This is a genomic window from Ligilactobacillus acidipiscis, from assembly GCF_900116935.1.
Taxonomy (GTDB): Bacteria; Bacillota; Bacilli; order Lactobacillales; family Lactobacillaceae; genus Ligilactobacillus; species Ligilactobacillus acidipiscis.
Genome location: NZ_LT630287.1, coordinates 390,509 through 414,684 on the forward strand (window position 1 = coordinate 390,509; position 24,176 = coordinate 414,684).

26 protein-coding genes are annotated in these 24,176 nt (G+C 39.3%); 22 read left to right on the forward strand and 4 right to left on the reverse strand.

Annotated elements, in window-relative coordinates:
- Nucleotides 1-145 precede the first annotated feature (145 nt).
- Together BQ5903_RS01795 and BQ5903_RS01800 are read left to right on the forward strand one after the other, a co-directional pair.
- A complete protein-coding gene (locus tag BQ5903_RS01795) occupies nt 146-1,366 on the forward strand; it encodes an AI-2E family transporter (RefSeq protein WP_079578592.1) in 1,221 nt (406 codons plus the stop codon).
- Nucleotides 1,367-1,452: 86 nt separating this feature from the next.
- Nucleotides 1,453-2,097: an SDR family oxidoreductase gene (locus tag BQ5903_RS01800; RefSeq protein ID WP_079578594.1), complete on the forward strand. Its 645-nt coding sequence runs from the start codon at nt 1,453-1,455 to the stop codon at nt 2,095-2,097.
- A 79-nt stretch (nt 2,098-2,176) separates the two neighbouring features.
- Here BQ5903_RS01800 and BQ5903_RS01805 read toward each other — a convergent pair whose 3' ends face one another.
- Both BQ5903_RS01805 and BQ5903_RS01810 read right to left on the reverse strand, forming a co-directional pair.
- Nucleotides 2,177-2,878, reverse strand: coding sequence for a potassium channel family protein (locus tag BQ5903_RS01805; RefSeq protein ID WP_010494834.1), 702 nt, complete (start codon nt 2,876-2,878; stop codon nt 2,177-2,179).
- On the reverse strand, nt 2,871-4,214 hold the full coding sequence (locus BQ5903_RS01810; RefSeq protein ID WP_079578596.1) for a TrkH family potassium uptake protein: 1,344 nt from the start codon (nt 4,212-4,214) through the stop codon (nt 2,871-2,873). Before BQ5903_RS01810 ends, BQ5903_RS01805 begins: the two co-directional genes overlap by 8 nt.
- 254 nt (nt 4,215-4,468) lie before the next feature.
- Between BQ5903_RS01810 and BQ5903_RS01815 the strand changes: the two genes are divergently transcribed.
- From BQ5903_RS01815 to BQ5903_RS12155, 4 genes are all read left to right on the forward strand, one after another.
- Nucleotides 4,469-5,230, forward strand: a complete 762-nt coding sequence (locus BQ5903_RS01815; protein ID WP_079578598.1) for a DeoR/GlpR family DNA-binding transcription regulator — start codon at nt 4,469-4,471, stop codon at nt 5,228-5,230.
- A gap of 29 nt (nt 5,231-5,259) precedes the next feature.
- Entirely contained in the window at nt 5,260-5,829 is a 570-nt protein-coding gene (locus tag BQ5903_RS01820) for an SOS response-associated peptidase family protein (RefSeq protein WP_079578604.1), read from the forward strand.
- A 101-nt stretch (nt 5,830-5,930) separates the two neighbouring features.
- A complete protein-coding gene (locus BQ5903_RS01825; RefSeq protein WP_231920898.1) occupies nt 5,931-6,737 on the forward strand; it encodes an MFS transporter in 807 nt (268 codons plus the stop codon).
- On the forward strand, nt 6,698-7,087 hold the full coding sequence (locus BQ5903_RS12155; RefSeq protein WP_231920899.1) for an MFS transporter: 390 nt from the start codon (nt 6,698-6,700) through the stop codon (nt 7,085-7,087). Before BQ5903_RS01825 ends, BQ5903_RS12155 begins: the two co-directional genes overlap by 40 nt.
- 14 nt (nt 7,088-7,101) lie before the next feature.
- Here the strand turns inward: BQ5903_RS12155 and BQ5903_RS01830 are convergent.
- A protein-coding gene (locus BQ5903_RS01830; protein WP_154022001.1) for an IS5-like element ISLpl3 family transposase occupies nt 7,102-7,876 on the reverse strand; the annotation gives its coding sequence in 2 pieces (ribosomal slippage) (nt 7,102-7,543 and nt 7,542-7,876; 777 coding nt in all).
- 205 nt (nt 7,877-8,081) lie between these two features.
- Nucleotides 8,082-8,522: a peptide-methionine (R)-S-oxide reductase MsrB gene (gene msrB / locus BQ5903_RS01835; RefSeq protein ID WP_010494826.1), complete on the reverse strand. Its 441-nt coding sequence runs from the start codon at nt 8,520-8,522 to the stop codon at nt 8,082-8,084.
- A 469-nt stretch (nt 8,523-8,991) separates the two neighbouring features.
- Between msrB and BQ5903_RS01840 the strand changes: the two genes are divergently transcribed.
- The 16 genes from BQ5903_RS01840 (at nt 8,992) to BQ5903_RS01915 (ending at nt 24,170) form a co-directional block, all read left to right on the forward strand.
- Nucleotides 8,992-9,396 (forward strand): GntR family transcriptional regulator, encoded by a 405-nt coding sequence (locus BQ5903_RS01840; RefSeq protein WP_056971324.1) that lies wholly within the window; start codon nt 8,992-8,994, stop codon nt 9,394-9,396.
- A complete protein-coding gene (locus tag BQ5903_RS01845; RefSeq protein ID WP_079578606.1) occupies nt 9,359-10,093 on the forward strand; it encodes an ATP-binding cassette domain-containing protein in 735 nt (244 codons plus the stop codon). The genes BQ5903_RS01840 and BQ5903_RS01845 overlap by 38 nt, the downstream gene beginning before the upstream one ends.
- A complete protein-coding gene (locus tag BQ5903_RS01850; protein WP_231920900.1) occupies nt 10,068-10,847 on the forward strand; it encodes a hypothetical protein in 780 nt (259 codons plus the stop codon). The genes BQ5903_RS01845 and BQ5903_RS01850 overlap by 26 nt, the downstream gene beginning before the upstream one ends.
- Nucleotides 10,848-11,192: 345 nt before the next feature.
- On the forward strand, nt 11,193-12,218 hold the full coding sequence (locus tag BQ5903_RS01855; RefSeq protein ID WP_079578610.1) for a BMP family lipoprotein: 1,026 nt from the start codon (nt 11,193-11,195) through the stop codon (nt 12,216-12,218).
- Between the two features lie 411 nt (nt 12,219-12,629).
- Complete coding sequence (locus BQ5903_RS01860; protein WP_079578612.1) at nt 12,630-14,168, forward strand: ABC transporter ATP-binding protein; 1,539 nt, start codon at nt 12,630-12,632, stop codon at nt 14,166-14,168.
- Complete coding sequence (locus BQ5903_RS01865; RefSeq protein WP_056988180.1) at nt 14,165-15,253, forward strand: ABC transporter permease; 1,089 nt, start codon at nt 14,165-14,167, stop codon at nt 15,251-15,253. Before BQ5903_RS01860 ends, BQ5903_RS01865 begins: the two co-directional genes overlap by 4 nt.
- Nucleotides 15,253-16,212: an ABC transporter permease gene (locus tag BQ5903_RS01870; RefSeq protein WP_010494806.1), complete on the forward strand. Its 960-nt coding sequence runs from the start codon at nt 15,253-15,255 to the stop codon at nt 16,210-16,212. Before BQ5903_RS01865 ends, BQ5903_RS01870 begins: the two co-directional genes overlap by 1 nt.
- 204 nt (nt 16,213-16,416) lie before the next feature.
- Nucleotides 16,417-17,802 carry an ISLre2 family transposase gene (locus BQ5903_RS01875; RefSeq protein WP_079578614.1) on the forward strand — a complete coding sequence of 462 codons (1,386 nt, stop codon included), beginning with the start codon at nt 16,417-16,419 and terminating at the stop codon, nt 17,800-17,802.
- A 198-nt stretch (nt 17,803-18,000) separates the two neighbouring features.
- Nucleotides 18,001-18,621, forward strand: coding sequence for a LemA family protein (locus BQ5903_RS01880; RefSeq protein WP_056988172.1), 621 nt, complete (start codon nt 18,001-18,003; stop codon nt 18,619-18,621).
- Between the two features lie 56 nt (nt 18,622-18,677).
- Nucleotides 18,678-19,466, forward strand: a complete 789-nt coding sequence (locus BQ5903_RS01885) for a TPM domain-containing protein (protein ID WP_231920901.1) — start codon at nt 18,678-18,680, stop codon at nt 19,464-19,466.
- Between the two features lie 66 nt (nt 19,467-19,532).
- Entirely contained in the window at nt 19,533-20,246 is a 714-nt protein-coding gene (locus tag BQ5903_RS01890; RefSeq protein ID WP_010494796.1) for a demethylmenaquinone methyltransferase, read from the forward strand.
- A gap of 142 nt (nt 20,247-20,388) precedes the next feature.
- Nucleotides 20,389-20,670, forward strand: a complete 282-nt coding sequence (locus BQ5903_RS01895; RefSeq protein ID WP_010494795.1) for a putative quinol monooxygenase — start codon at nt 20,389-20,391, stop codon at nt 20,668-20,670.
- Between the two features lie 154 nt (nt 20,671-20,824).
- A complete protein-coding gene (locus BQ5903_RS01900) occupies nt 20,825-21,319 on the forward strand; it encodes a hypothetical protein (protein ID WP_010494794.1) in 495 nt (164 codons plus the stop codon).
- 105 nt (nt 21,320-21,424) lie between these two features.
- The gene (locus BQ5903_RS01905; RefSeq protein ID WP_010494793.1) at nt 21,425-22,099 is read left to right on the forward strand and encodes a CPBP family intramembrane glutamic endopeptidase; all 675 of its coding nucleotides are present in this window, start codon (nt 21,425-21,427) and stop codon (nt 22,097-22,099) included.
- 100 nt (nt 22,100-22,199) lie between these two features.
- A complete protein-coding gene (locus BQ5903_RS01910; RefSeq protein WP_079578618.1) occupies nt 22,200-23,660 on the forward strand; it encodes an MDR family MFS transporter in 1,461 nt (486 codons plus the stop codon).
- Nucleotides 23,661-24,170, forward strand: a complete 510-nt coding sequence (locus tag BQ5903_RS01915; protein ID WP_010494791.1) for a DUF4811 domain-containing protein — start codon at nt 23,661-23,663, stop codon at nt 24,168-24,170. It begins immediately after the preceding gene.
- Nucleotides 24,171-24,176: the final 6 nt, after the last annotated feature.

The following is a 24,176-nucleotide window of genomic DNA, read 5'->3' on the forward strand; positions in this document are numbered from 1 at the left end:
TATTCGCGTCAAATTTGATGTTTAGTAATGCACACAGAAGTTCCCAGCCGGTTACTGGGAACTTATTTTTTTAACAGATAGTGCTTATCGGTGTTAATAATATTTCATAAAAAATGATAAATAAAATGCGAAAAGAGGGAAAACAATGGACGGGAAAGAAAGAAAAACATCCAAGAAAAGCGAAGCTGGGAAATGGTCTGCTTCTTGGTTTTTTAATTGGGTGATCAATAGTCGTTTTGCCATTGCGATGTTGGTTATTTTGTTAATATCTTTGATTATACTGGTCTTGAGTAAAATGCGGTGGATTTTTAGCCCGCTGACTATCGTTTTAAATACCATAGCATTACCAGTTATTATTGCCGGAGTTTTCTATTATATACTAAACCCCTTAGTGGATTGGGCTGAAAAAAAATATCATATCAAACGTTCTTTGATAGTGACGATAGTTTTTATTGTCTTGGCATTATTCATTGCTTGGGGGATAGGATCATTAATCCCAGTTGTTCAAAGTCAAACACAAGATTTGTTGGCCAATTGGCCAGATTACTGGTCTAAATTGGAAAATTTTGTTGTTGGTCTTTTTTCGGCAGATGGTTTAAAAGATCTGCAAAATAAATTGAGTACGGTTAATACAGACTTGGGAGAAATTTTTAAACCTAGTAAGGCAGTTAACTTTTTGCCTAAGTCGCTGAATTCGATCGGCAGTATTTTATCACGCGTTACTTCAGTAATTATTTCTATTGTGACCGCCCCACTGATTTTATTTTATTTATTAAAAGATGGTCATGACCTGCCCGATTATTTAGTGGGTTTTTTACCAAACCGTTATCGCTTGAGCGTGAAAGATATTTTTAAAAATATGAATAGCCAGTTAAGTAATTATATCCGTGGCCAATTAGGTGTGGCATTTTTCGTGGCTGTTTTGTTTTGGATCGGCTACATGATCATCGGCTTGAGATTTGCATTATTACTAGGGATAATTGCCGGACTGTTGAATCTGATCCCATATCTGGGTTCATTTTTGGCCATGGTGCCCGCCATCGCCGTAGGTTTGTTTACATCGCCATTTATGTTAGTCAAGGTATTGATCGTTTTTGTGATCGAACAAACCCTAGAGGGACGGTTAATTTCACCGTTGATTTTAGGTAATAGTATGAAGTTCCATCCTTTAACAGTTTTGTTTGTATTACTTGTTTCTGGTAAAATTTTTGGTTTGGTTGGGGTTATTTTTGGTGTTCCAGGTTATGCTGTGATCAAAGTAGTGGTTTCGACATACTTTGACTGGTTTAAGCGCAGCCATCCGGATCTTTACGTTACAGAACATACAAGCTTGCATGATATATCATCAGATGAAGAGGAGCAGTAGGCGCTATTCTTGGCGTTCTCTTCAATAAAATACTAGAATGATCAGTGAACATTAATGTCAACATTTTTTGAAAGGAAGGTCATTTAATGAAAGTTTTTGTAATCGGTGCAGGTGGAAATGTCGGCCGTTTGATAGTCGAGCATCTAACAAATGAAGGTGACCAGGTCACTGCGGGTGCACATAGGCAAGAACAAGTTAATAGTTTCCGTGAGCAAAACGTAAAAGCCGAAGTTTTTGATTTATTGAAACAGCCAGAAGAGATGGCAAAACAGCTACGCGGCTACGATGCTATTGTGTTTTCTGCTGGATCCGGCGGTAAAACTGGTGATGATATGACCATGCTGGTTGATCTTGATGGGGCTGTTAAAAGTATGCAGGCCGCAAAAATCGCGGGGGTAAAAAGGTTTATTATGATCAGTGCGATTTTTGCAGAAGACCGAATCAAGTGGGTCACTATTAAGCCTTATTATGCTGCTAAGTTTTACGCAGATGAGTGGCTACGTCATCGGACGACTTTGAATTATACAATTTTGGAACCAGGGGCATTAACGTTTGATGATGAAACTGGTAAAGTCGCCACTGATGATTTAGAAAAGGGCGGTTCGATCAGCCGGGCAGACGTCGCGGCCGCAGTTGCTGCTAGTTTGCACGATGATTCTTCTATCGGAAAAGTGATCCCATTGATAAGTGGTGAGACCCCGATCGCGACAGCAATCAAACAAGCTAAATAAAAATGGGTATTAAAAAGAGTCGTAAACTTGAAATGTAACTTCCTTGATTGGGAGTTAGACTTCAAGCACGACTCTTTTTTTAGCTTTCGTTAAATTCTTGATCAAAGTTGTTAACAGCATCTACTGAGCCGATAACTGCCAGCATATCCTTGTGATGAATAATGCTCCTAGCATCAGGATAAACATCAACATGATCTTTTTGGATGATGGCAATCACGTTTACATCAAAATTATTTCTTAATGATAACTCACCTAGTGTCCGTTCAGTGTATTCCTTATTATTAACTTCGACTTCAGCTAAAGTCACATCTTCACTGAGATCTAGATAGTCGATAATATGAGGTTGACGATGATGCATTACGATCCTTTTAGCCATATCAGATTCTGGTTGCACGATCTGATCGGCCCCGATCCGCTCTAAGATCCTGGCATGACTCCGATCTTGGGCTTTACATATCAGATCTTTCACGCCTAAATCTTTGCAGTTCAGTGCAGATAAGACACTTGCCTGAATATCGGAACCGATCGTAATAAAGACATGGTCAAAGGCTTCAATATTTAGTTTTCTTAGTGCTTCTTCATCTTGTGCATCGGCAATGACAGCCTTGTTAGCAATATTCATGTAGCGATTGACTAGTTTTTCTTTGGTATCTATCGCTAAAATTTCTTGATTTTCGGCGGCTAGCTGCTTGCACAAAGCACCGCCAAATTTTCCCAGACCAATGATCGCATAGTTTTCGTCAGCTCGTGTGACCTGGTTTTTATTTTTAAATTTATCCAATGAGAACACTCTCCTCCGGGTAGCGAATATCACTTTGACCGTTCTTGGCATTTAATACAGTATACATAACGTTGAAAATGCCGACTCTGCCGATAAACATCATCAGCATGATCACAATTTTGCCAAATAGAGTTAGATGAACAGTGAGACCTAAACTGATCCCAGTTGTGCCAAATGCTGCCAAAACTTCAAAGATAATATATTCAAGGCCCATTTTTTCAGCTAGCGGCTGAGTCATACATAAAACAAAAGTAGCAACTGAAACAATCAAAAATGCAACAACTATTAAGGTCAAAGCACGATAGATATTTTCTCTTGGAAAACGACGATTACTGAAGTTTACGTCATGGTGCCCCCGCAAGGTAGCCCATGTCTGAACTGCTAATAAACCGATCGTAGTACTTTTGACACCGCCAGCGGTTGAACCAGGAGTTCCACCAATGAACATTAAGATCATGGTCAAAAAAGTCCCCGCCATTGAGAGGTGAGTGTAATCAAAAGTTACTAGTCCAGCCGTCCGTGGCGTGATAGCCATAAAGATAATATTAATTATATTATGGAAAGTCGAGGTATTGTGTGAAATATTATTAAAACCGTTTTCTGTCAAAGCATACAAGAAGATACTGCCAATGAAAATTACGAAACCAGTCCTAAGCGATAATTTTGTGTGCAGTGAAAGGTGATGTCGTTTGTGATATGTTAAAACATCCCGCCAGACTAGAAAGCCAACCGAGCCGCACATGATCAATATACCAAGGACAGTTAAAATATAAGTGTTATCTTTAAATGTCGCAATACTGTTGCCAAATAAAGAGAAACCGGCATTACAAAAAGCAGATACCGAGTGAAAAATACTGTACCAGATCCCTTTAAATAGACCGAATTTTGGGTAAAAGTCAAAAAACAATAGTATCGCACCAACGGTTTGGATCCCTAAAGAGAGGCCAACTATCATTTTAACTAATTTAACTTGAGATAAATGTTGGAGGTTTAACGATTCTTGTGCCAACAATTGCGTTGACAAACGCAATTTTCTTCTGGCAGAAGTAAACATTAAAACCATGAAGGTCATGAAACCCAAACCACCAATTTCACTAAGCATCATAATCACGAACTGACCAAAAAAGGACCAATATGTACTAGTTTCGACTAGAGTTAAGCCGGTTACACAGGTTGCACTCGTGGATGTAAAGAGGGCAATTGTAAAGGATGATTCAATACCATGCACTGTCGCGATCGGCAATGTTAACAGTAGAGCTCCGAATAAAATGACCGCCACGAAACCAATTGTCAATGTACTAGACAACGAGAAGTGACGGTTGGCAAAAGTAAACAAGAAAAAACCTCCCTTACTAATTCGCTTTGATTATACACTTTTATCATTCATTTTGAAATAACCGAAACACGCTAGAATAAGACCTTCATAGATCATAGTATGGAACAAGTCAGCTTGCTTGGCAAATGAACTGTTCAACCGCTAAAATAGATCGAAACTGCTCGATTTTTAGCGTGTGATCACTGGTGGTTATTCCAGCAGCATTTTTAGACACATATATTGTATGTTAAACTAATAATATTGGGGGTTTGGACATGACAATAAAAAGAAGTGACAAACTATTAGAGATCGTTAATCAGAAACAAAAAATCGCAGTCAATGAATTGAGTGAAATGTTAAATGTTTCAAAGGTGACGATACGCAAGGATCTTTCGGACTTAGAGAAAAAGGGATTACTTGTCAGAAAACATGGTTATGCTATTATTAACGATCCCACTAAATTGAATTATCGAATGGCTCAAAATTATGATGTTAAACAACAAATTGCACAAGTTGCCGCAAATTTAGTGAGTGATCAGGAAACTATCATGGTAGAATCCGGCTCGACCTGTGCATTGCTGGTCCAAGAGTTAGGTAAGCAGCAAAAACATGTCACAGTGATCACAAATTCTTATTTTATTGCCGATTTTGTTTCAGATCATCCTAATATCACCATTTTTGTTTTAGGCGGTAAATATCAAGCAGAATCTGAAGTTGTGGTCGGACCGATCGCGAAGAATGTCTTAGCAAATTTTCACGTTGATAAACTTTTTATCGGTATGGACGGATTTGACCCGCAACAAGGTTTTTTTGGACGTGATATAATGCGTGCTGATATCGTAGAGGCGATGGCCCAAAATGCCAATAAGCTGATCATATTGAGTGATTCAAGCAAGTTTGGTAAAGCCAGTTTGATAAAGTTGGCCGATTTTACGCAAACTAAGATGGTCATTACTGATGACGGTATTCCAATAAGTGTCAGAAGGATCTTACAAGACAAGAAGATCGATCTCAGAGAAGTCAAGCATCTTTCTTGATCAGTACCTGTGAACGTGGAGGTAATAAAATGTGTGGCCGTTTTATGTTTCAACCGGAAACCAGCCCAGAGATCGATCGGATATATCGCTTAGCACAAAAGGCTGGTTATTCGCCTAAAATTGGGGAAATTTTTCCTAGTGATCAAACAGCTCTGATAGTAGCAGGACAAAAACAAGTCCAAGTAGTTTCAATGAAGTGGGGTTTTCCTGGATTCGATTCAAAGCGACTTTTGATCAATGCTCGTGCAGAAACTGTTCAAACTAAGTCAATGTTTGCCCAACATTTTACAGTAAATCGGTGTGTGTATCCGACTACCGGCTTTTTTGAATGGACAAAACAAAAAGATAAGATTTGGTTTAATTATCAAGAAGAGCCCCAACCATTATACATTGCTGGGTTTTACGGAATGTTTGCTGGTGAAAAAAGGAGTATTTTACTGACTACAAAGCCAAATGAGTCAATGGTCGAGGTTCATGATCGGATGCCATTGATACTGGCAAAGAATCAAATCAATCGGTGGATATATCAGCGAGAATTTGCCCAGAATTTTTTGACAGAAAAAATGCCGCTGTTGACGGCTGAAAAATGGGCGAAATAAAATTAAGATTTTAGTGTAAGCTAGACAAGTATGTCATTATTTTTCATACATATGTTAGTGTTACAAGACTATTGGTTAAATAAGGGAAGGAAAAGAGTTTTTTGAAGAAACAAGGAAAGTTATTGATCATAGGTATTATTTTGTTTGCGGGGTGTATGCGGACGCCGATCGGGATGGTGTCGCCTCTTTTAAGTAATATCCAGCAAACCTTAGGCGTGTCGGCGGGATTGTTGGGGAGTATTACTACTATCCCATTATTATGTTTTGCATTATTTTCTCCGTTTGTCCCCCAATTAGGGAAAAGGTTTGGAAATGAGTTGATCATGTTTTTTGCAGTTTTGGTTTTAGCACTCGGAAATTATTTTCGGGTATTTTCAACGACTTTCTTATTGATAGGAACGCTACTGATCGGTCTATCCATTGCAGTGCTAAATGTTTTGATGCCCGTCACGATCGCCCAAAAGTACCCGCAACGTGTTGGAGTCATGACTAGTGTTTATACTTTTTCTATGACATTATTTAGCGTCCTGGCTTCGGGGCAAAGTGTAGCCTTGGCTGACCATGTCGGCTGGCAAAAGGCGATGCAAAGTGTGTCGATTTTGGCTGTTTTGGGGATGATTTTTTGGCTGCCGGCTTTAAGAAACATTCATAAGTCAAAAACAGGTAAAAGAACAGGAAATTCTGTGTGGAAGGCACGCGGAGCTTGGTATCTCTCAGCTTTTATGGGCTTGCAATCCTTGCTGTTTTATACGACCTTGACCTGGGTCCCAACGATTTTGGTGTCACATGGTATGTCACGAGGACAAGCAAGTCAGTTGTTTGGGTTAATGCAGTTAGCTTCCTTGTCACTAGCTATTTTGTACCGATCTTGGCTTATCGTTTTAAAAGAACACGCGGCATTATTTTAAGTATGGCAGTGGGCTTTTTAGCGGGCCTCGGGTTGTTAATGATCCCTACTGCTAGTGTCAGTCTAACAATTGTCGTCGTGGTCGTTTTGGGGTTAGCGTCCAATATGGCCTTCAGTTTAGCGATGGCGCTATTTAATATCAAAACAGATACTTCAGAACAAACGGCCGAAATCTCTGGAATGGCACAAGCTGTAGGCTATATTTTGGCAGCGTTCGGCCCAGTAGGTGTAGGTTATTTGCAACAATTAACCGGTTCTTGGAATTTGCCATTGATTTTATTACTGATCGTAGTAGTTATTTTGACTTTGGCTGGATTAGCTGTTGATCGTCGCAGAACTATTTTTGACTAGGGTCCGTCTGAAAACTACTTAAGTAAGATGCAAATTGAGGCAATGTAGACCGTAGCCAGATAAACATGAGCGAGCTTATCATAACGCGTTGCAATCCTACGAAAGTTCTTCAACTGATTGAAGAAGTTCTCAATCAAATGGCGCTCACAATAAACGTGGTAATCACAGGTCCACTTGTCTTTGGTATTTTCCTTTGGCGGAATGGTATAGACGCCTGCTTTATCTTCAATATACTGGCGAAGTTTCGCGGTGCCATAGGCTTTATCCGCGATAATATTTGATTGAGAAATATCGAAGCCTTCCAGCAACTCACTGGCAACTTGGCTATCATGTACTTGACCACCTGTTAGGCGAAAACCCAAGGGATTCCCTAATCCGTCAACGAGTGCGTGAATCTTGGTCGTTCGGCCACCTCGACTTAGTCCAATAGCTTGATTTTCGACCATACATTCGGCTTTTTTTTGCCCCAGTGGCCTTTTGATGCGCTCGAACGATCGTTGAATCTAAGCTCAAGTTTTCCATGTCGGGATCGTCAATCAATTCGAGAAAAACCTGTTCGAACAAGCCTGAACTTACCCAGGCTCGGAAGCGACTATACACCGTTTTCCAAGAGCCATAGCGTTCAGGTAGATCACGCCAAGGAGCCCCGCTGCGCATGAGCCAGAGGATAGCGTTGAGGGCGGTACGGTTGTCTAGGCTTGATGGACGGCCAGTCCGGTATGGCGGGAAGTATCCTTTGATTCGGTCCCACTGAGCATCTTCCAGTTCGTATCGTTTAGGTGTTATCATCGGAATGCCTCGATTCGTTTTTCCTCAGATTATACCTGAATTTTTAGTTTTCAGACAGTCCCTAGTTGCGTGTTTTTGCGTGGGTGATTGAATTTAAAATTGATTTTTACCTGAAATAATAACTAGATAAAATCTAAAAAAGCGACGTGTATCAATTAAAGTCATTATGCATTAGGACTTTTAAGATACACGCCGCTTTTTATTTTTATTTGTTTGTAGTGAACAACTTTTTATATTCGCCATAACCAGATTCAGCTAATTTTTCAACTGGAATGAATTTCAGTGCAGCAGAATTGATGCAGTAACGTAAACCGCCAGTTTCACTTGGGCCATCTGGAAAGACGTGACCTAAATGAGAATTAGCTTTCTTGCTGCGAACTTCTGTCCGATGCATGAAATGAGAAAAATCATTCTTTTCAGAAACATTTCTTTTTTCCAGAGTTTTGGTAAATGAAGGCCAACCGCAGCCTGCATCGTATTTGTCTTGAGAAGAAAATAACGGTTCGCCGCTAACAACATCAACATAAATGCCTTCTTCATAAAAATCATCATATTTACCAGAAAAAGGCATTTCTGTTGCCGCATTTTGTGTCACATCATATTGTTCTTTAGTTAATTTTGCTTTTAAATCCTCTTTGTTTTCCATGTACCAACACTCCTTACTGTAACATATCCTGACTCAAAACCAGAAATGGTTGTGCACGATTGATTCATTAAAATTATGCTTTATTTATAAGAAAAATGCAAAAATATTGCCTACTGTCTGATTTGTGTCCTACATTAGTTGACATTTATATAGTCGTGTATTAGTGTAGTGATACACTGAATTGTTTATTACATTCTTTTAAAAGTCGAGTTTCGTGAGACAGAAAGTTCCGCCTATCCCGGTCTGACATTACAGCACAAGAACCGTGCTCTAACGCCAGACCCCGATAGTGCTCGCTTTCTTTCGTCTCACTGCACTCTGTGATTTAGTCGAGTTTCGTGAGACAGAAAGTTCCACCTATCTCAGTCTGACAATACAGCACAAGGAACGTGCTCTAACACCAGATTCCGATAGAGTGTTTGCTTTCTTTTGTCTCACTGCACTCTGTTTAAAAAAGGAGGAGTGTCTGGTGAAATTTACTGATGATGTACCTATATATCGTCAAATAGAACAGTATATTGCTGGAGAAATCATTAGCGGACGTTTTCACTCAGGCCAACAGGTCCCCTCTGTCCGTCAGTTAGCACTCCAATTTTCGGTCAATACTAATACTGTACAGAGAGCTTTAAGAGAGATGATCATCAAAAATATTCTTGAATCTCGTCGGGGACTTGGCAACTTTGTTACGTCTGATCCAACTATTATTGAAGATCTGCGGCAGAATCTGATCAACAAAAGTCTATTAGCAATGTATAAACAATTGCATGCTTTGAATATCAGCGATGTCGAGATCAAAGGGTGTTTAGATGATTTTCTGGAAAAAAGGAGAAGTGAAGATGGAAAACACGATCGAACTGAAAAATGTCTCTTATAAGCGAAATCAGCGGGTAATCCTGGCAAATATCAATTTAGAAGTAGAAAAGGGAAGAACTATCGGCTTACTTGGTGAAAACGGTGCTGGTAAAACTACTTTGATGCGTAGCATTGCTGGAGTTGCTAAGGGTGCAAGAGGCGTTATTAAAATTAAAGACGAGACTGGTATAGTTGAGCGTAAAGCACTGGTTAGTTATACAGATTCTTTGGATGGTTTTTCTAAGGGAAGCAAGATCACAGATATTGTTGACTTCTATTCCCAAGTCTATCCTGATTTTAGTACTAATGAATATCGTGAACTCAGCGATTTTTTGGATTTTGGCAGTGATCAGCAAAAACTTGGTGAGTTATCCAAAGGGATGAAAGAAAAGTTAGTTATTAGTTTAACTTTGGCTCGGCGTGCGTCTGTTTATCTATTAGATGAACCATTTGAAGGTATAGACAGTATGACACGTAAGAAAATAGTTAATAGCTTGATTCAATGGAAAGCCCCTGATGCCGTGATGATGATCAGTGATCATTATATTTCTGAGATTTCTGGTTTATTGGATGAAGTAGCGATCATCAAGGATGACCACTTGATCGCTCATGAGAAGACTGAAAAAATCAGGGAGCAAGGAGTCAGCATAGAAGATTATTATGAAGGATTATACGACGAGGAGGTAACAACTAATGACGAGTCTCAGAAGAATGAGTAGAGTTTTGCTTACCGACAAGATAAAGACTGTTGGTTGGATCATATCTTTTTACTTAATAGCTGTGGTAGTTTCATTGCTTCCTGATGTTTTTAGTGGGAATTTGTTTACCAAACAATGGAGTTCCTTATTATTACAGCATTCAATGGGGTGGTCTGGCTTAGCAACACTGCTGGCATTTATCTTTCTGACCTGGACTAGTGAGAAAGTATACACTTCGAATAGGTATCGTCTGATACCGATCAGTGACACTAAACTGTATCTAAGTAATACTTTCAGTTCGCTGATTGCTTTTATTCTAGTATCATTAGTGCAGTTGATTTTTGTTTTAATTTATTATTTGTTCAATATGAAACAGATAAGCGCGATGTTAAGTACTAGTTTCGCTGGTGTTGAATCTCGCCTATGGCTTTTTTTACTAGCACTGGTCTTAGCTTCATTGGCAGGGATCTTGTTTTGGTGGGCCATGATCAGTTTGATCCACTTATTAACAACGGCAATTTCTCGTGCGTTACCGTCAAATCATCAAACACTGTATAAAGCAATAATCTATATAGTCCTGATCTATATAGCAATTTGGATGTTTACTAAACTGCAAGGGTGGCTCTCACAGCTCTCTTATTTGCAATATATGCTTTATTCTTCAAGCGTGTATACTGGTCCGATGTGGACAGCTTTAATAATGTTTGTTTTAGCCGTCATACTTTCGATCTGCAATATTTTATTACTAAACAAGCAGGTTGAAAGTAAACAATAGAAATGAATTAAAGCCATTATCTTAAAAAAGGTGATGGCTTTTTTTGACCCTAGTTTTAATGTGTGTTTTAAAATTAGTTAATAAGCGGTCGGTTCCTAAATTGGAACGTATCATTAAATATACTGGTATTTATAATAGATAATTTTGGTTAGACCACCACGGTGAGTGGTTGAAAAATATTCGCCTTTTATCTCTATATAGATATATTTCAAAATTTAGAAGTATTTATTGCAATAAAAAGCGAACTTTATTTGCTATTTTTACAAAAATATATTGCTTTTAAAATTTAAAAAGGTATACTTGTTTTAGGAAAGAGCAATAAAACATTTTTGAGGGGTGCACATAATGAATAAAAAAGCGACCGCGCTTTTAGCTGCAACGTTGATGTTGGGAACAATTTTAGTTGGCTGTGGAAACAAAAACTCGGATTCTTCTAAAGGTACAAAACATACAGTTGCATTAGTAACTGACGGTGGTGGTATTGATGACAAGTCATTCAACCAATCTGCATGGGAAGGTATGAAAGCATGGGGAGATCAGCATGACTTTAAGAAGGGTGTTAATGGTTATAATTACGCTCAATCTAATTCAGATTCTGATTTCACGCCTAATGTGAATAAACTGGTTAAAGCTAAGTATCAAACGATTTTTGGCATTGGTTATAAGTTAGCACCCGTTATTGAAAAAACTTCTAAGCAAAATCCAGATACAAACTTTGCAATTATTGACGATGTAGTTAAGGGACGTAAGAATGTTGCTTCTGTGACATTTAAGACTGAACAGTCTTCATTCTTAGCTGGTGTAGCCGCTGCTAAGACAACAAAGACCAATAAAGTTGGTTTTGTTGGTGGTATTAAGAGTGATGTTATTACAACATTTGAAAAGGGATATATTCAAGGGGTACACGCAGTTGACCCTAAGATCAAAGTTGATGTGAAATATGTTGGCTCATTTACTAAAGCTGATGTTGGTAATTCGTTAGCAAGTGCAATGTACAATAACGGTGAAGATGTTATCTTCCACGCAGCTGGCGGTTCCGGTTCCGGAGTATTTACGGCGGCTAAAGATAAGTCTAAGAATGGTCAAAAGGTTTGGGTCATCGGTGTTGATCAAGATCAAAAGGCCGATGGTAAGTACAAAGGCGGCAATGTTACTTTAGCTTCAGCGGTCAAGGAAGTTGGAAATTCTGTTAAGAATTTGTCAAACAAAGCAATGAAGAGTAAGTTCCCTGGCGGAAAAGTTGTTACTTACCAGTTGAAAGACAAAGGTGTCGATTTGATCGATGATAATATGTCTTCCGCAACTAAAGACGCCGTTCAACAATACAAAGATAAGATCATTAATGGAGATATCAAGGTTAAAGCCGAATAATTACACTGAACTTCTCGTTTAGAAAATATTCTTCGCGCTACACTAATATTAAGACACTTTATCAACTTACGTCAGCGTAAGAGGTGGAGAATCGGGTTACCGATCCTTCACCTTTTTTCTAGATTAGCGAGTTGTATAAAAAGGTAAGGCATTCTTTGCGTTGAGGCTAACAAGAGGCTTTGTCTATCTAGCTGCAACAGCACAAGTATTATGTGTTGTTAAAAAACGATATACTTGCTTCTGACCTGCTTGCCCTTGCGCTGTGATTTAACTTGAGTTCCGTGAGACAGAAAATGCCATCTTCTAAGTTCGACATTATAGCACTAAAATCGCACGCTATAACGCTAGGCTCAGATAATGTTCGCTTTCTTTCATCTCACTGTGCTCTGTCATTAAAATAGGAGGCTGACAATGACAGAAAAAGTCGTTGAAATGAGACATATTACCAAGAAATTTGGTCAATTTAAAGCAAATGATGACATTTCATTAAGTGTTCATAAGGGAGAAATATTAGCTTTATTAGGTGAAAATGGGGCTGGAAAATCAACCTTAATGGGGATGTTGTCAGGATTATTAGAAACAACTTCAGGTGAGATACTGATCAATGGTAAAGAAGTAAAAATGAAAAACCCACGTGAGGCTAAGGATTATGGCATTGGAATGGTGCATCAACATTTTATGCTGATCCCTGCTTTTACGGTACTGGAAAATATTATTCTGGGTGATGAACCTATCAAGCGTGGCGGGCGAATTGATTATTCCGGTGCTGAAAAAAGGATCAAGGAACTTTCTGCACGTTACCAATTGGATATTGATATTCACGCTAAAGTTCTTGATATTACAGTTGGAATGCAGCAAAGAGTCGAGATTATGAAGGCTTTATATCGAGAAGCTAACATTTTTATATTTGATGAACCAACGGCGGCTCTCACACCCCAGGAAATCGACCAGTTGATGAAAATCTTCCGTGCTTTGGCGGATGAGGGAAAATCTATCATTTTTATTACCCATAAATTAAAAGAAATTAAAGAAGCAGCTGATCGTTGTGTTGTTATTAGAAATGGACGAGTTATTGATACTGTTGAAGTAAAAGACGCTACTGAAGAACATTTGGCAGAAATGATGGTTGGACGAAAGTTGCGGAACTCTGTTGAAAAAAAACAAGTCGATCAAGATAAACTTGTTTTGGATGTTAAAAAGTTGAATGTTGAAAAAAATGGTTGGCTAGGAGTTAAAAACTTAGACATTCAGGTCCACACTGGAGAAATCGTTGGAGTTGCGGGAATTGACGGCAACGGGCAAACGGAGTTGATCGAAGCAATTACTGGTATGCGAAAAATTAAATCCGGTTCAATTGAAATTAAAGGGAAGCATTATGAAAATAAGCCAGTTCGACAAATCACGGAAGCAGGCGTTGGCTATATTCCAGAAGACCGGCAAACCGTGGGGCTGATCTTGCCGCTAACTTTAGCAGAAAATCTTTCCCTAAAAAATTACTATCAGAAGCCGGCAAATAAGTCGGGAGTCTTAAATTATCAGTACATCAATGAACATGGGCGACAGTTGATCAGTGACTATGATATTCGTTCACAAAATGAACAAGTTGCTGTTGGTTCTTTATCCGGAGGAAATCAACAAAAAGTTGTTGTTGCCCGCGAGATAGCGAGCGATCCAGATTTATTGATCGCTGCTAATCCTACGCGTGGCGTTGACGTTGGTGCGATCGAGTATATTCATGAAATGATCAATAACGAGCGTAACTCTGGTAAAGCTGTATTACTGGTTAGTTTTGAATTAGACGAAATTTTGAAGTTGTCTGATCGAATCGTGGTAATGCATGCAGGAGAAATTGTTGGCGAGATCGATCCTAAGGCTACTTCTGCCCAAGAATTAGGCTTAATGATGGCTGGTAAAAAAGTTCAAGCAAATACACAGGAGGCAGTGAAGTGAAGCTAAAAGTTAAATCATCATGGGTGATACCTTTAGTAGCAATTATTTCTGGCTTTATAGTGGGCGCGATCATAATGCTGATTTTCGGCTATGATCCGATCCAAAATTATGCTAGTTTATTTGATGGCGCTTTTGGAGGTGTTTATTCAGTCGGAGAAACTTTAAGAAACATGACCCCTCTGATCTTGACTGCACTAGGTTTTTCCGTTGCTAGTAAGGCGGGGTTCTTTAATATTGGTGGTTCTGGTCAGTATTTGATGGGATGGTTTGGAGCAATTATTGTCGCTTTAAAGTTTTCTTTTCTTCCAGGATGGCTATTAATAATCGTGTCAATTTTAGCAGGTGCTTTGTTGGGCGGATTATGGTCAGCGATAGCGGGTGTTTTACGTGCTTATTTTGGAACAAGTGAAGTTATCACGACTATCATGTTAAATTATGTTTCGCTTTATTTTGTCAATTTTGCTGTTAAAGATTGGTTGGCAGGTAAGGGAGAAGACAGCTCGCCTAATATTGCAGCTAAAGCCAGCTTGCGTGGCAATTTTCTTGAAAATTTAACGGCAAATTCTACTTTGCACTGGGGCTTTTTGATCGCAATTATAATTTGTTTTGTGATTTGGTTTTATTTTAATCGTATGAAGAGCGGTTTTGAATTGCGCAGCGTGGGTATCAACGAGGAAGCTTCTAAATATGCCGGAATGAATGTTAAAAAGACGATTATCATGTCAATGTTGATTTCAGGATTGTTGGCGGGCCTTGGTGGTGCTTTGGATGGCTTGGGGAACTTTCAGAATATCTCCGTTTCAAATGCATTGCCGCAAGTCGGTTATGATGGGATGGCGGTTGCTTTATTAGTTAACTATAGTCCGATCGGAATTATTTTTTCTGCCTTGCTTTTCTCTGCTTTGCAGATCGGCGGTATGAGTATTTCCGTTTACTCTAATACACCAACAGAAATTGTTAGCATCGTTACAGCGGCGATTATTTTCTTTGTCGCTATTAAATATGTGATCGAATTATTATTGAACAAAAGAAAAAATAAGCCGCAAAAAAAAGAAGCAGTTAAAGAAGAGGGGGCTGGCAAATAATGAACTTAACCACTACATTGATGACCATCTTGTCTACGACTTTGGTCTATGCAGCACCACTGATTTTTACTGCTTTAGGAGGTACTTTTTCAGAGCGAAGCGGAATAGTTAATGTTGGGTTGGAAGGTATGATGATCGTTGGAGCCTTTAGCTCTAGTGTCTTTACGCTGAATTTTGCGCATACTTTTGGTGATGCAACTCCATGGATCTCTTTACTGGTTGGTGGTGCTTTTGGCTGTTTATTTTCAGCTTTGCATGCAGTCGCAACTGTCAGTTTTAGAGCTGATCACATTATTTCGGGAACGGTTTTAAATATGATGGCTCCAGCATTATGCGTTTTCTTGACACGGATATTTTATGATGGCAAAGGTCAAACGCCTGAAATAGATCAAGGTTTAGGGACAAAAACAATTCCATTTTTGGCAAATATCCCGTTTTTTGGTAAAGTCTTTTTTACTCAGACATCGTTAGTAGCTTGGTTCGCTATTATCGTAGCTGTGATTTGTTGGTATATTTTATATCGCACAGGCTTTGGTCTACGTTTGCGTTCTGTAGGCGAAAACCCAGCTGCCGCAGATACTTTAGGAATTAATGTTTACAAATATCGGTATATTGGGGTCTTGATCTCTGGATTTCTGGGTGGCCTCGGTGGAGCAGTTATGGCTCAATCGATCACACTTAGCTTTTCGATCAGTACCATCTCTGGCCAAGGTTTTATGGCTCTGGCAGCAATGATCTTTGGTAAATGGAATCCGCTTGGCGCGATGGGAGCAGCAGTTTTCTTCGGCTTAGCTCAAAGTTTACCGATCATTGGTGCATACATTCCAGGACTAGCAGGAGTTAACTCAGTTTGGTTCCAGATTGCTCCATATTTGATCACTATCATTGTTTTGGTCTTGTTCTTAGGAAAGTCAGTTGGTCCTGCAGCTGACGGGGAGAATTACATTAAGAGTAAATAACGCTGTATTTGTAGAAGTAGTTCGATAGTAATTTTTATTGCTATAGTCAAACAATAATAACCGAGCAGTCAAGATCAGCAACCTTGACTGCTCGTTAGCGTAAAGTATTTGTGGGTGGAAGTCTAAAAAGACAAAAAAAAGAGAAATAACTCTCTGTTACAATTGTAATTACGACAAAACAATGAAAGAGAGAGTTATTTCCCAATGAATATTTTACAACAGATGAGCGAACAAATGTGGGCGAATTTTACAAAAAATGGTGAAAAAGTTCTGTACCAAGATCTTGCCTTTGATGACTGGATCGAAAATACAATGGCCGCAGGGAGAAAACTATGCCTAAACTTGATCAGGGTCTTTTTAGAAGAAGCCGACCGGCAGTTTAAGGAGTCTGAGATCCGCAAGGATAAATTTGCGATCAAAGCGATCCGTGAAACGACTAAGTCGACTTTGTACGGTGATCTCACAGTGAAGCGGACATATTATCAAAATAAAGAAACCCGGGCGTATTTCTTTTTGTTGGATAAAGTCTTAGGCTGGCAAAAATATAGCCGGATGACGCTGGGAGTCAAAGCGCAGATCTTAGAAAATGTTGCTGGACATACTTACCAAGAAGCGCTCACGATGATCCCCCATTTGGGGATCCACTCTAAAACAGCAGTCATGAACATTGTTCACCGTGAAGGTCAACAACTGCCCAATGAGCCTTCTGTGACTGAGAAGCCCGCCCCCAAACCGATCCAAACGCTATTTATTGAAGCTGACGAAGATCATGTTGCTTATCAGGACAGTACTAATCGTTTCATGAAACTAGTTTATGTTCATGAAGGTTATGACGTAACTGATCCGCGCCATCCACTGATCAAAGCGCATTACTTTACGGGTAACTATCCGGGCAAAGACAACGAAGAATTATGGACAGAAGTTCTAGATTATATAGAGACCAACTATCGGCCAGAAAAAGTTTATTTAAGCGGTGACGGTGCTCAATGGATCAAGCACGGAGCCGACTTTATTCCGCACTGCACGTTCATTTTGGATCGGTTTCACTTACGTAAATATTGTAAAAAAGCTTCCGTAGGGATCGCTGGTCTGGACCGGACTTTATACCATTGGGCTTTAGCTGGACAAACTAATTTTATCCAGGATTACTTTAGGGTCCGTTTTAGTGACCCAACGGTAACTGTCAGCCAATGTCACAGCTTGAAACAAGCCGCTAAATATCTGACCAACAATGCCGCAGCGATTTGCGATAACCGCTTAGAGGATTATCATGGCTGTTCGGCTGAGGGCCATATCAGTCATTATCTGTCCCGGCGCTTAAGCTCACGTCCGCAAGGTTGGAGTTTAGTGGGTGCGCAAAGTGTCGCCCGAACACGGATCTTTCAGCTGAATGGCGGCAATATCACCAATTTCTTACAAGCAGAACAGCTAAAAGCGCTCAAGCAAGAAAAAATCAGCCAGTTCGACCGGCGTTTGAATGTCAGAAAAAACATTAAAAATAAGTATTATGAACAAGCACAAGCTGCGTTCAGTGGGCATTTGCGAGGACATCGGAGTTTGTGGCAACATGGTCTGCAAGTTGGCTGGTAGTTCAAAGACGCTCAATTCAAGCACAGCATTGGACTAAAAATAAATAGAGCAATTACAAAAAGCAGAGGAACAAGCCTTTTAAAAATTTACCCACACAAAGTTGACACTATCTGACTGCTCTTTTTTCTTTTAAAGCTGCAAACTTTCGGTTAGAATTAACTTGAGATATGTGTATTCGATAAAAACGGAGGAATCAGAATGGAAAATGAGAGGAAGTTTGTTAATAATAAGAAAGGGTTAGGAACTGGCTGGATCGTAACGATCATCATTGCCTTATTATTGCTGATCTTTGGTGGAGGGTACATTCATTATTCAAATAGTTTAAATAGTGCCAAGCAAGATTATGAACAACAACAAGGTGACTTGCAAAGTGCTTTGCAGCGGCGTTCAGACTTGGTGCCGAACTTGGTTAACAGTGTTAAGGGTTCGATGGGACAAGAAAAAAAGGTCTTTGGCCAGATCGCACAGGCTCGTAAAGAATATAACACTGCTGCAAAATTAGGCAATACTAAGGACCAAGCAAATGCCAGTGCACAGCTTTCAGCGACGACTGCGAATTTGATCAATGTGATCAACGAGCGTTATCCTAAACTGACATCTAATGATAATGTCAGAAGGTTAATGGATCAATTAGAAGGCTCGGAAAATCGAATCAATTTAGCACGCAGAAAATATAATGATGCTATTAAAATTTATAATAATAAAGTCGTTCGTTTTCCATCATCAATGGTAGCTAATATGAAGAACATGAAGACTAAGTCATACTTTAAGGCGGATGAGAATGCGCAAAAAGCCCCTAAAGTTGACTTTGATAATTAAAGCTGGGATCAGGTATGAAAAGAAAATGTAAATTTATCCCTCTAATTTTCCTAGTTATGGTTTGCGGAATATTCTTGGGAAATAATGGGGTGCATGCGGAAGATCCGCAAAAGCTGCGACCAGATCCACAGCACGCAGTTTTGACGGATAAAGCGGGTATTTTGAAACAAAAGACCCAAGACTTAGTCTTAAAACAAGAGGATTATTATCAATCTACCAAACCTAAACCCCAAGTTGCTTTAGTTACGATCAAGTCAAGTCAAGGTGAAGAGTTAAATGATTATATCAATGACATGTATCTGACAAAAAAGTGGGATGTGGGTGATGCTAAGCGCGATAATGGTGTCTTGATAGTCTTTGCAAAAAATAATGGTAAAAACAATGTTTTTATTTCAACGGGTGAAGGTGCTGAAACTTATTTGACTGACGGTCAAACATCGGATATTTTACATGATAATAAGACATTGCTAAAAAGCCAAGATCAAGCAGAAATAAATCGTGGCCTGCAGCAAACTTTTAAAGCAGTCGTGAAAGTTATTAACGCTCATTATAAGTTAAAAGATCAATTTGGTTCAAAAGACTATCGTGAAAAACAAGACCAAGACAATGATTCTGATGATAAGTACAGTTTTGCTGCGGTAGCAATAATAGTGATCGGCTTTTTCATTTATTTGATCACTGGTTCCGGTGGCGGTCCTGGTTCCGGCGGCAGAAGACGGGCTAGAAGACGCGGTATGTACATTGGCGGCTTTGGCGGAGGCTTCGGCGGAGGATCATCTTCCGGCGGTTTCGGCGGAGGTGGTTTTGGCGGCGGTTCCTCCGGCGGTGGCGGTTCCGGAATTTAAACTTGAATGATCGCTTCTAGAAAGTGGTACACTGATATGTAGATTAAACTAGGGGAGTGTTAGCTGGTGTCTTTAACGAACCGAACGCCTGAAAAAGAAGTGGAAGATTTATTCGATAGGATTTCTAATAAATATGATTCTATGAATAATGTGATCACATTGGGCATGCATAAACGTTGGCGGGAAGAAACAATGAAGACCTTACGTGTTCAACCAGAAGACGTTGTTTTGGATCTCTGTTGCGGGACTGGTGACTGGTCGTTAGATCTTGCTCACAAAGTTGGTCCAAAGGGGCATGTTTATGCGCTAGACTTTAGTGCAGACATGCTTGAGATCGCCAAGCAAAAGGTTAGGATCGCTGGAATGGAGGATCGTGTGACCTTGATTCAAGGTGATGCGATGAATCTGCCTTTTGATAATGACATGTTTAGTTGTGTTACGATCGGATTTGGGTTGCGTAATGTGCCTAATGCCAAGCAAGTATTACAAGAAATGCAACGTGTAGTTCGACCCGAAGGTGTAGTGGCTTGTTTAGAGACATCACAGCCTGAAAATTCAACAATTCATAAGTTTTGGAGTTTGTATTTTAAAGTAGTTCCAGTAATGGCTAAAATGGTTACAGATCATTATGATGATTACAATTATTTGCAACAAACAAGTAAAAATTTCTTAACTGCTCGCGAACTTTTACATTTGTTTAATGAAGTTGGTTTACAACCAGCATCATATAAAATGTTTTTCTTTGGTGCGGCTGCACTGCATATTGGTTTCAAGAAGTAAAGTCGTAGTGGGCACACAAAATTTGACTAGCAGATGAAATTACTTGTTCTTTTTAAAAAATCAATTATTTTTGTTATAATCAGACATGAAAGCATGGAAGTTGAATGCTGACGGATCCATCAATTCAAGGGGGTATTAAGTAATGAAGATAGTAAATGCATCGTTTACAGTTAGACCAGGATGGCAACCATATTATGAACATTTCATTTCAGAAATGGTCGATCGTTCACGCAAGGAAAATGGTAATGTGTCTTATGATCACTTTAAAAAATTAGGTGTTGGTAATGAATATGAGATAATTGAGCATTGGGCTGATGATGATGCCTTACAAGCTCATAAAGATAGTGCTAGCTATAAAGAATTCTGGCGTGGGATCAATCATTACGTTAAGACTGAACCAACAGTAACTGTTTTAGATCACTAAGACGATGGACGGGACGTTTCTAATTATGGAACGTCCCTTCTTTTTCAAAAGGCAGATTTTTAAGGCCGTGCTAAGTAAAAATATTCTTAGGTAAAGCAGTTTTATTAGGGCATAATACTACGTAATTATTGAAATGTTTTCTGGAGGAAATGGTATGGAACGAACTGATTATTATATTGTTATTACCCGCAGCGGTAAAGTAAAAAAAGCTCTTGAAGCAACACGAGCTAATTTGAAGAAAGCACAACAGTTACTGAAGGAAAGCAATGGACATCTTTCAAGTGGAAACATTGTTATGACCAAAGATGATATTGAACCCAACGGAGAGGGCTTTTTGATCTTGATCAATGGTCAGGTTAAAGACAAGGTAGTTGATTTTGATGAAGCACAAGAAAATGCCCATACTTATCAGACAGCTCTAGAAGCTCTTGATACTTCCAGCAACGTGCAAATTGTTCAGATCAGACGGGATAAATCTGAAAGGAAGCCTGTCCGTCTACCATTTGAAGGCCTAGATGAGTTGACTTTGAAGAGATTCCATATGAACCGTAAAAGACAACAAAACTGTGAGTATTGTCATCCATCTTATCCAGCACAGCCATATCAAGACTTTAATTTCTGCCCTCATTGTGGACGTTATTTACACTAATTTTAGTTACTAGCAAGGAGCATTCGGATGACAAATTGGAAACGATGGTACAAAGTAGTATTTTTATTCATTTTATTTCACATCATATATTTTGGAGGTCAATTTTTGGTTGAACTGCCAGCTGCACGAGGAGATGATTCGTGGTCGGGAATACTGCAAGTTGTGGTTGTTTTCGCTATGATATTAATTTTTTTTGGCGGTTATGGCTGGTATGTGGAACACAAAGTCAAAGTAGGACCTCGTTTTTCTGTACCTGTCCATATTGGTCACTTGATTTCTTCAGTCACGACAGGACTGCTTTTGATCGTAGTGTTGAACTTGGTATTGCAATTTATTCTGCAAGTCTTGCATATCGTACCGGAGACCGCACAAAATCAAGCTGGTATCAACCGCATGCTCGAGTTAAATTCTATGAGTAAGTTTGTGACGCTATTCTTGGCAGTCATTGTCGCCCCAGTCTGTGAAGAAACTATATATAGATTACTGTTGATCGGTCCGATCAAAACTAAACAGGTCAAACCTACCACAAGGCATCGAAAGAGACTGGCCGTTTTAAGCTGGGTATTCTTTATTTTGGCGCATATGGGTCAACAACTTTATGGCGTTATCGTCTCTCCTTCATGGAATGGAACGGTTGCTGCGATAACTGCCAGTTTAACGTATGGTGTTTTATCTTTTGTATTGGTGCGTGAATATTATCTGCACGGAAGTTTAGCGCGTTCAATGGTGATCCATATGAGTTGGAATGCATTGGCAGCCGGAGTTTTATTGCTTAATTGAAATAGTTCAAATGGTGCTTGTACCGTGTGTTAAAATGATAATTGTTGCTTTTTCATAAGTATCATTATTTTGAGATAAATATTAGTTAAGGGGTATTTTGGTGAGTCAAGGTGAGTCTAATCAAGTCCTTGACCAAAATGGTAAGCCCTATAATCGGCTTGCTTTGGTATCTACACTGCTAGTCGGGACGTTTAGTACATTTATAACTTCGACCATGTTAACAACAGCTTTCCCATCTTTGATGAGATCTTTTAATATTACTGCTAACACGGTTCAGTGGTTGACTACAGGTTTTATGCTGGTCATGGGGATCACCATGCCGATCACTGGTTTTTTTATCAAACGTTTTGATTCACGTAAATTATATTTGACTGCAGTTGCGATTTTTTTAACAGGGACAATAATTTGCTTTTTTGCGCATACTTTTGCGGTTATTTTAGTTGGACGTTTGGTTCAAGCTACAGGGGTCGGGATCACAGCTCCTGTTTATCAAACGATCATGGCTTCGATCTATCCGCCGAACAAACGCGGCTCTGCAATGGGGATGGCTGGATTAGTGATCGGGTTAGCTCCTGCGATCGGACCAACACTTTCCGGCTGGCTACTGCTTCATTATTCATGGAGAATGTTATTTCTTGCAATCATGCCGATTTCAATTGTAGTTTTAATAATGGGTTATTTTACTTTACGCAAGGTTTTGCTAACTGAAAAGGCACCAGTTGATTGGAATTCTGTTTTGATGTCGATCGTTGGTTTTGGTTCAATGCTATTTGGCTTTTCTTCAGTTGGTAGTTATAGTTGGTCTGATCCAATCGTATATGTGACTTTGATAATTGGAATAACTTTTGTGGCGTTCTTTGTTTGGCGGTCTTTGAAGATCGACAATCCTTTATTGGAATTTAAAGCTTTTAAGCATTCAGACTATACACTTTCTGTTATTTTGGTAGCCGTAGCCTTTATGTCTATGAATGGGTTCACTTTGATCTTGCCATTATATTTGCAAACGATCCGAGGAGAATCGCCTTTGGTTTCAGGATTAACACTATTGCCGGGAGCTATAGTGATCGGATTGATGAATCCTGTTACCGGCCGGATCTTTGACCAGATGGGTGTTCGTAATATGGCGATCACTGGGATGTTTTTACTAACAGCCACAACTGCAACTTTTATCCCTGTAACGGATAAAACACCGATTTCTTATTTGGTAGTGTTTTATATGGTGCGGATGTTTGGGATCTCGATGGTCACCATGCCGACAACGACAACAGGCATCAATGCTTTGCCGCTGGACTTGATTGGCTCAGGAACAGTGGTCAATAATACGATCCGCCAGGTTTTTGCCTCGATGGGGACAGCGATTTTAGTTTCAGTGATGTCAAATGTTACTTTAAGTCATACACCAGCGCACACGATCATGTCGCAGACACCGATCTTATTTAAGAAGCTGTCGTTGCAAGCGAATATTGTTGGTTTTAGGTATGCCTTTGTGATCTCTACATCTTTTGCTTTAGTCGGGTTTATACTGGCATTCTTCTTGAAATCTGATAAGGAGGCGCTTTAAATGGGGATCGCATTACTTTTTATCAGCGTTTTATTGTTTGCATATTCTATGATTTTTGTTCAAAGTGGCCTCATCAAACGTTTATGGGTCACAGGCAGTGTGATTTTGTTGGCAATAATAGCAGTGACACTGATCCTAAACGATACCGAGCATTTTGGAATGAAACAAGTGACTGAAGTACAAGAGTTTGATTTATTGGCAAACGAGAAAAATTCTCCGGCTAAAAAGTTAGTTTATAAAAAATTAGGTAATGGTCAGGAAAAAATATATTTTTATCGGACAAAAAGAAGCGGTCCCGCTAAATTAAAGAAAACTGATCCAATGACAACTAAGGTTTTTGTCAAACGAGATCCAGCAAATAAATTAACGGTCGCTAAAAATTATTGGGTATATACAAATGGCTGGTCAAAGTTTTATTTTGCCGGGGGTCAGCCAAACCATCAATTTATTGACCAGCGCTTTGCATTCCACATTGATCAGAGTTGGCAGCTGTCAGAATATAAAAAATAACAGACT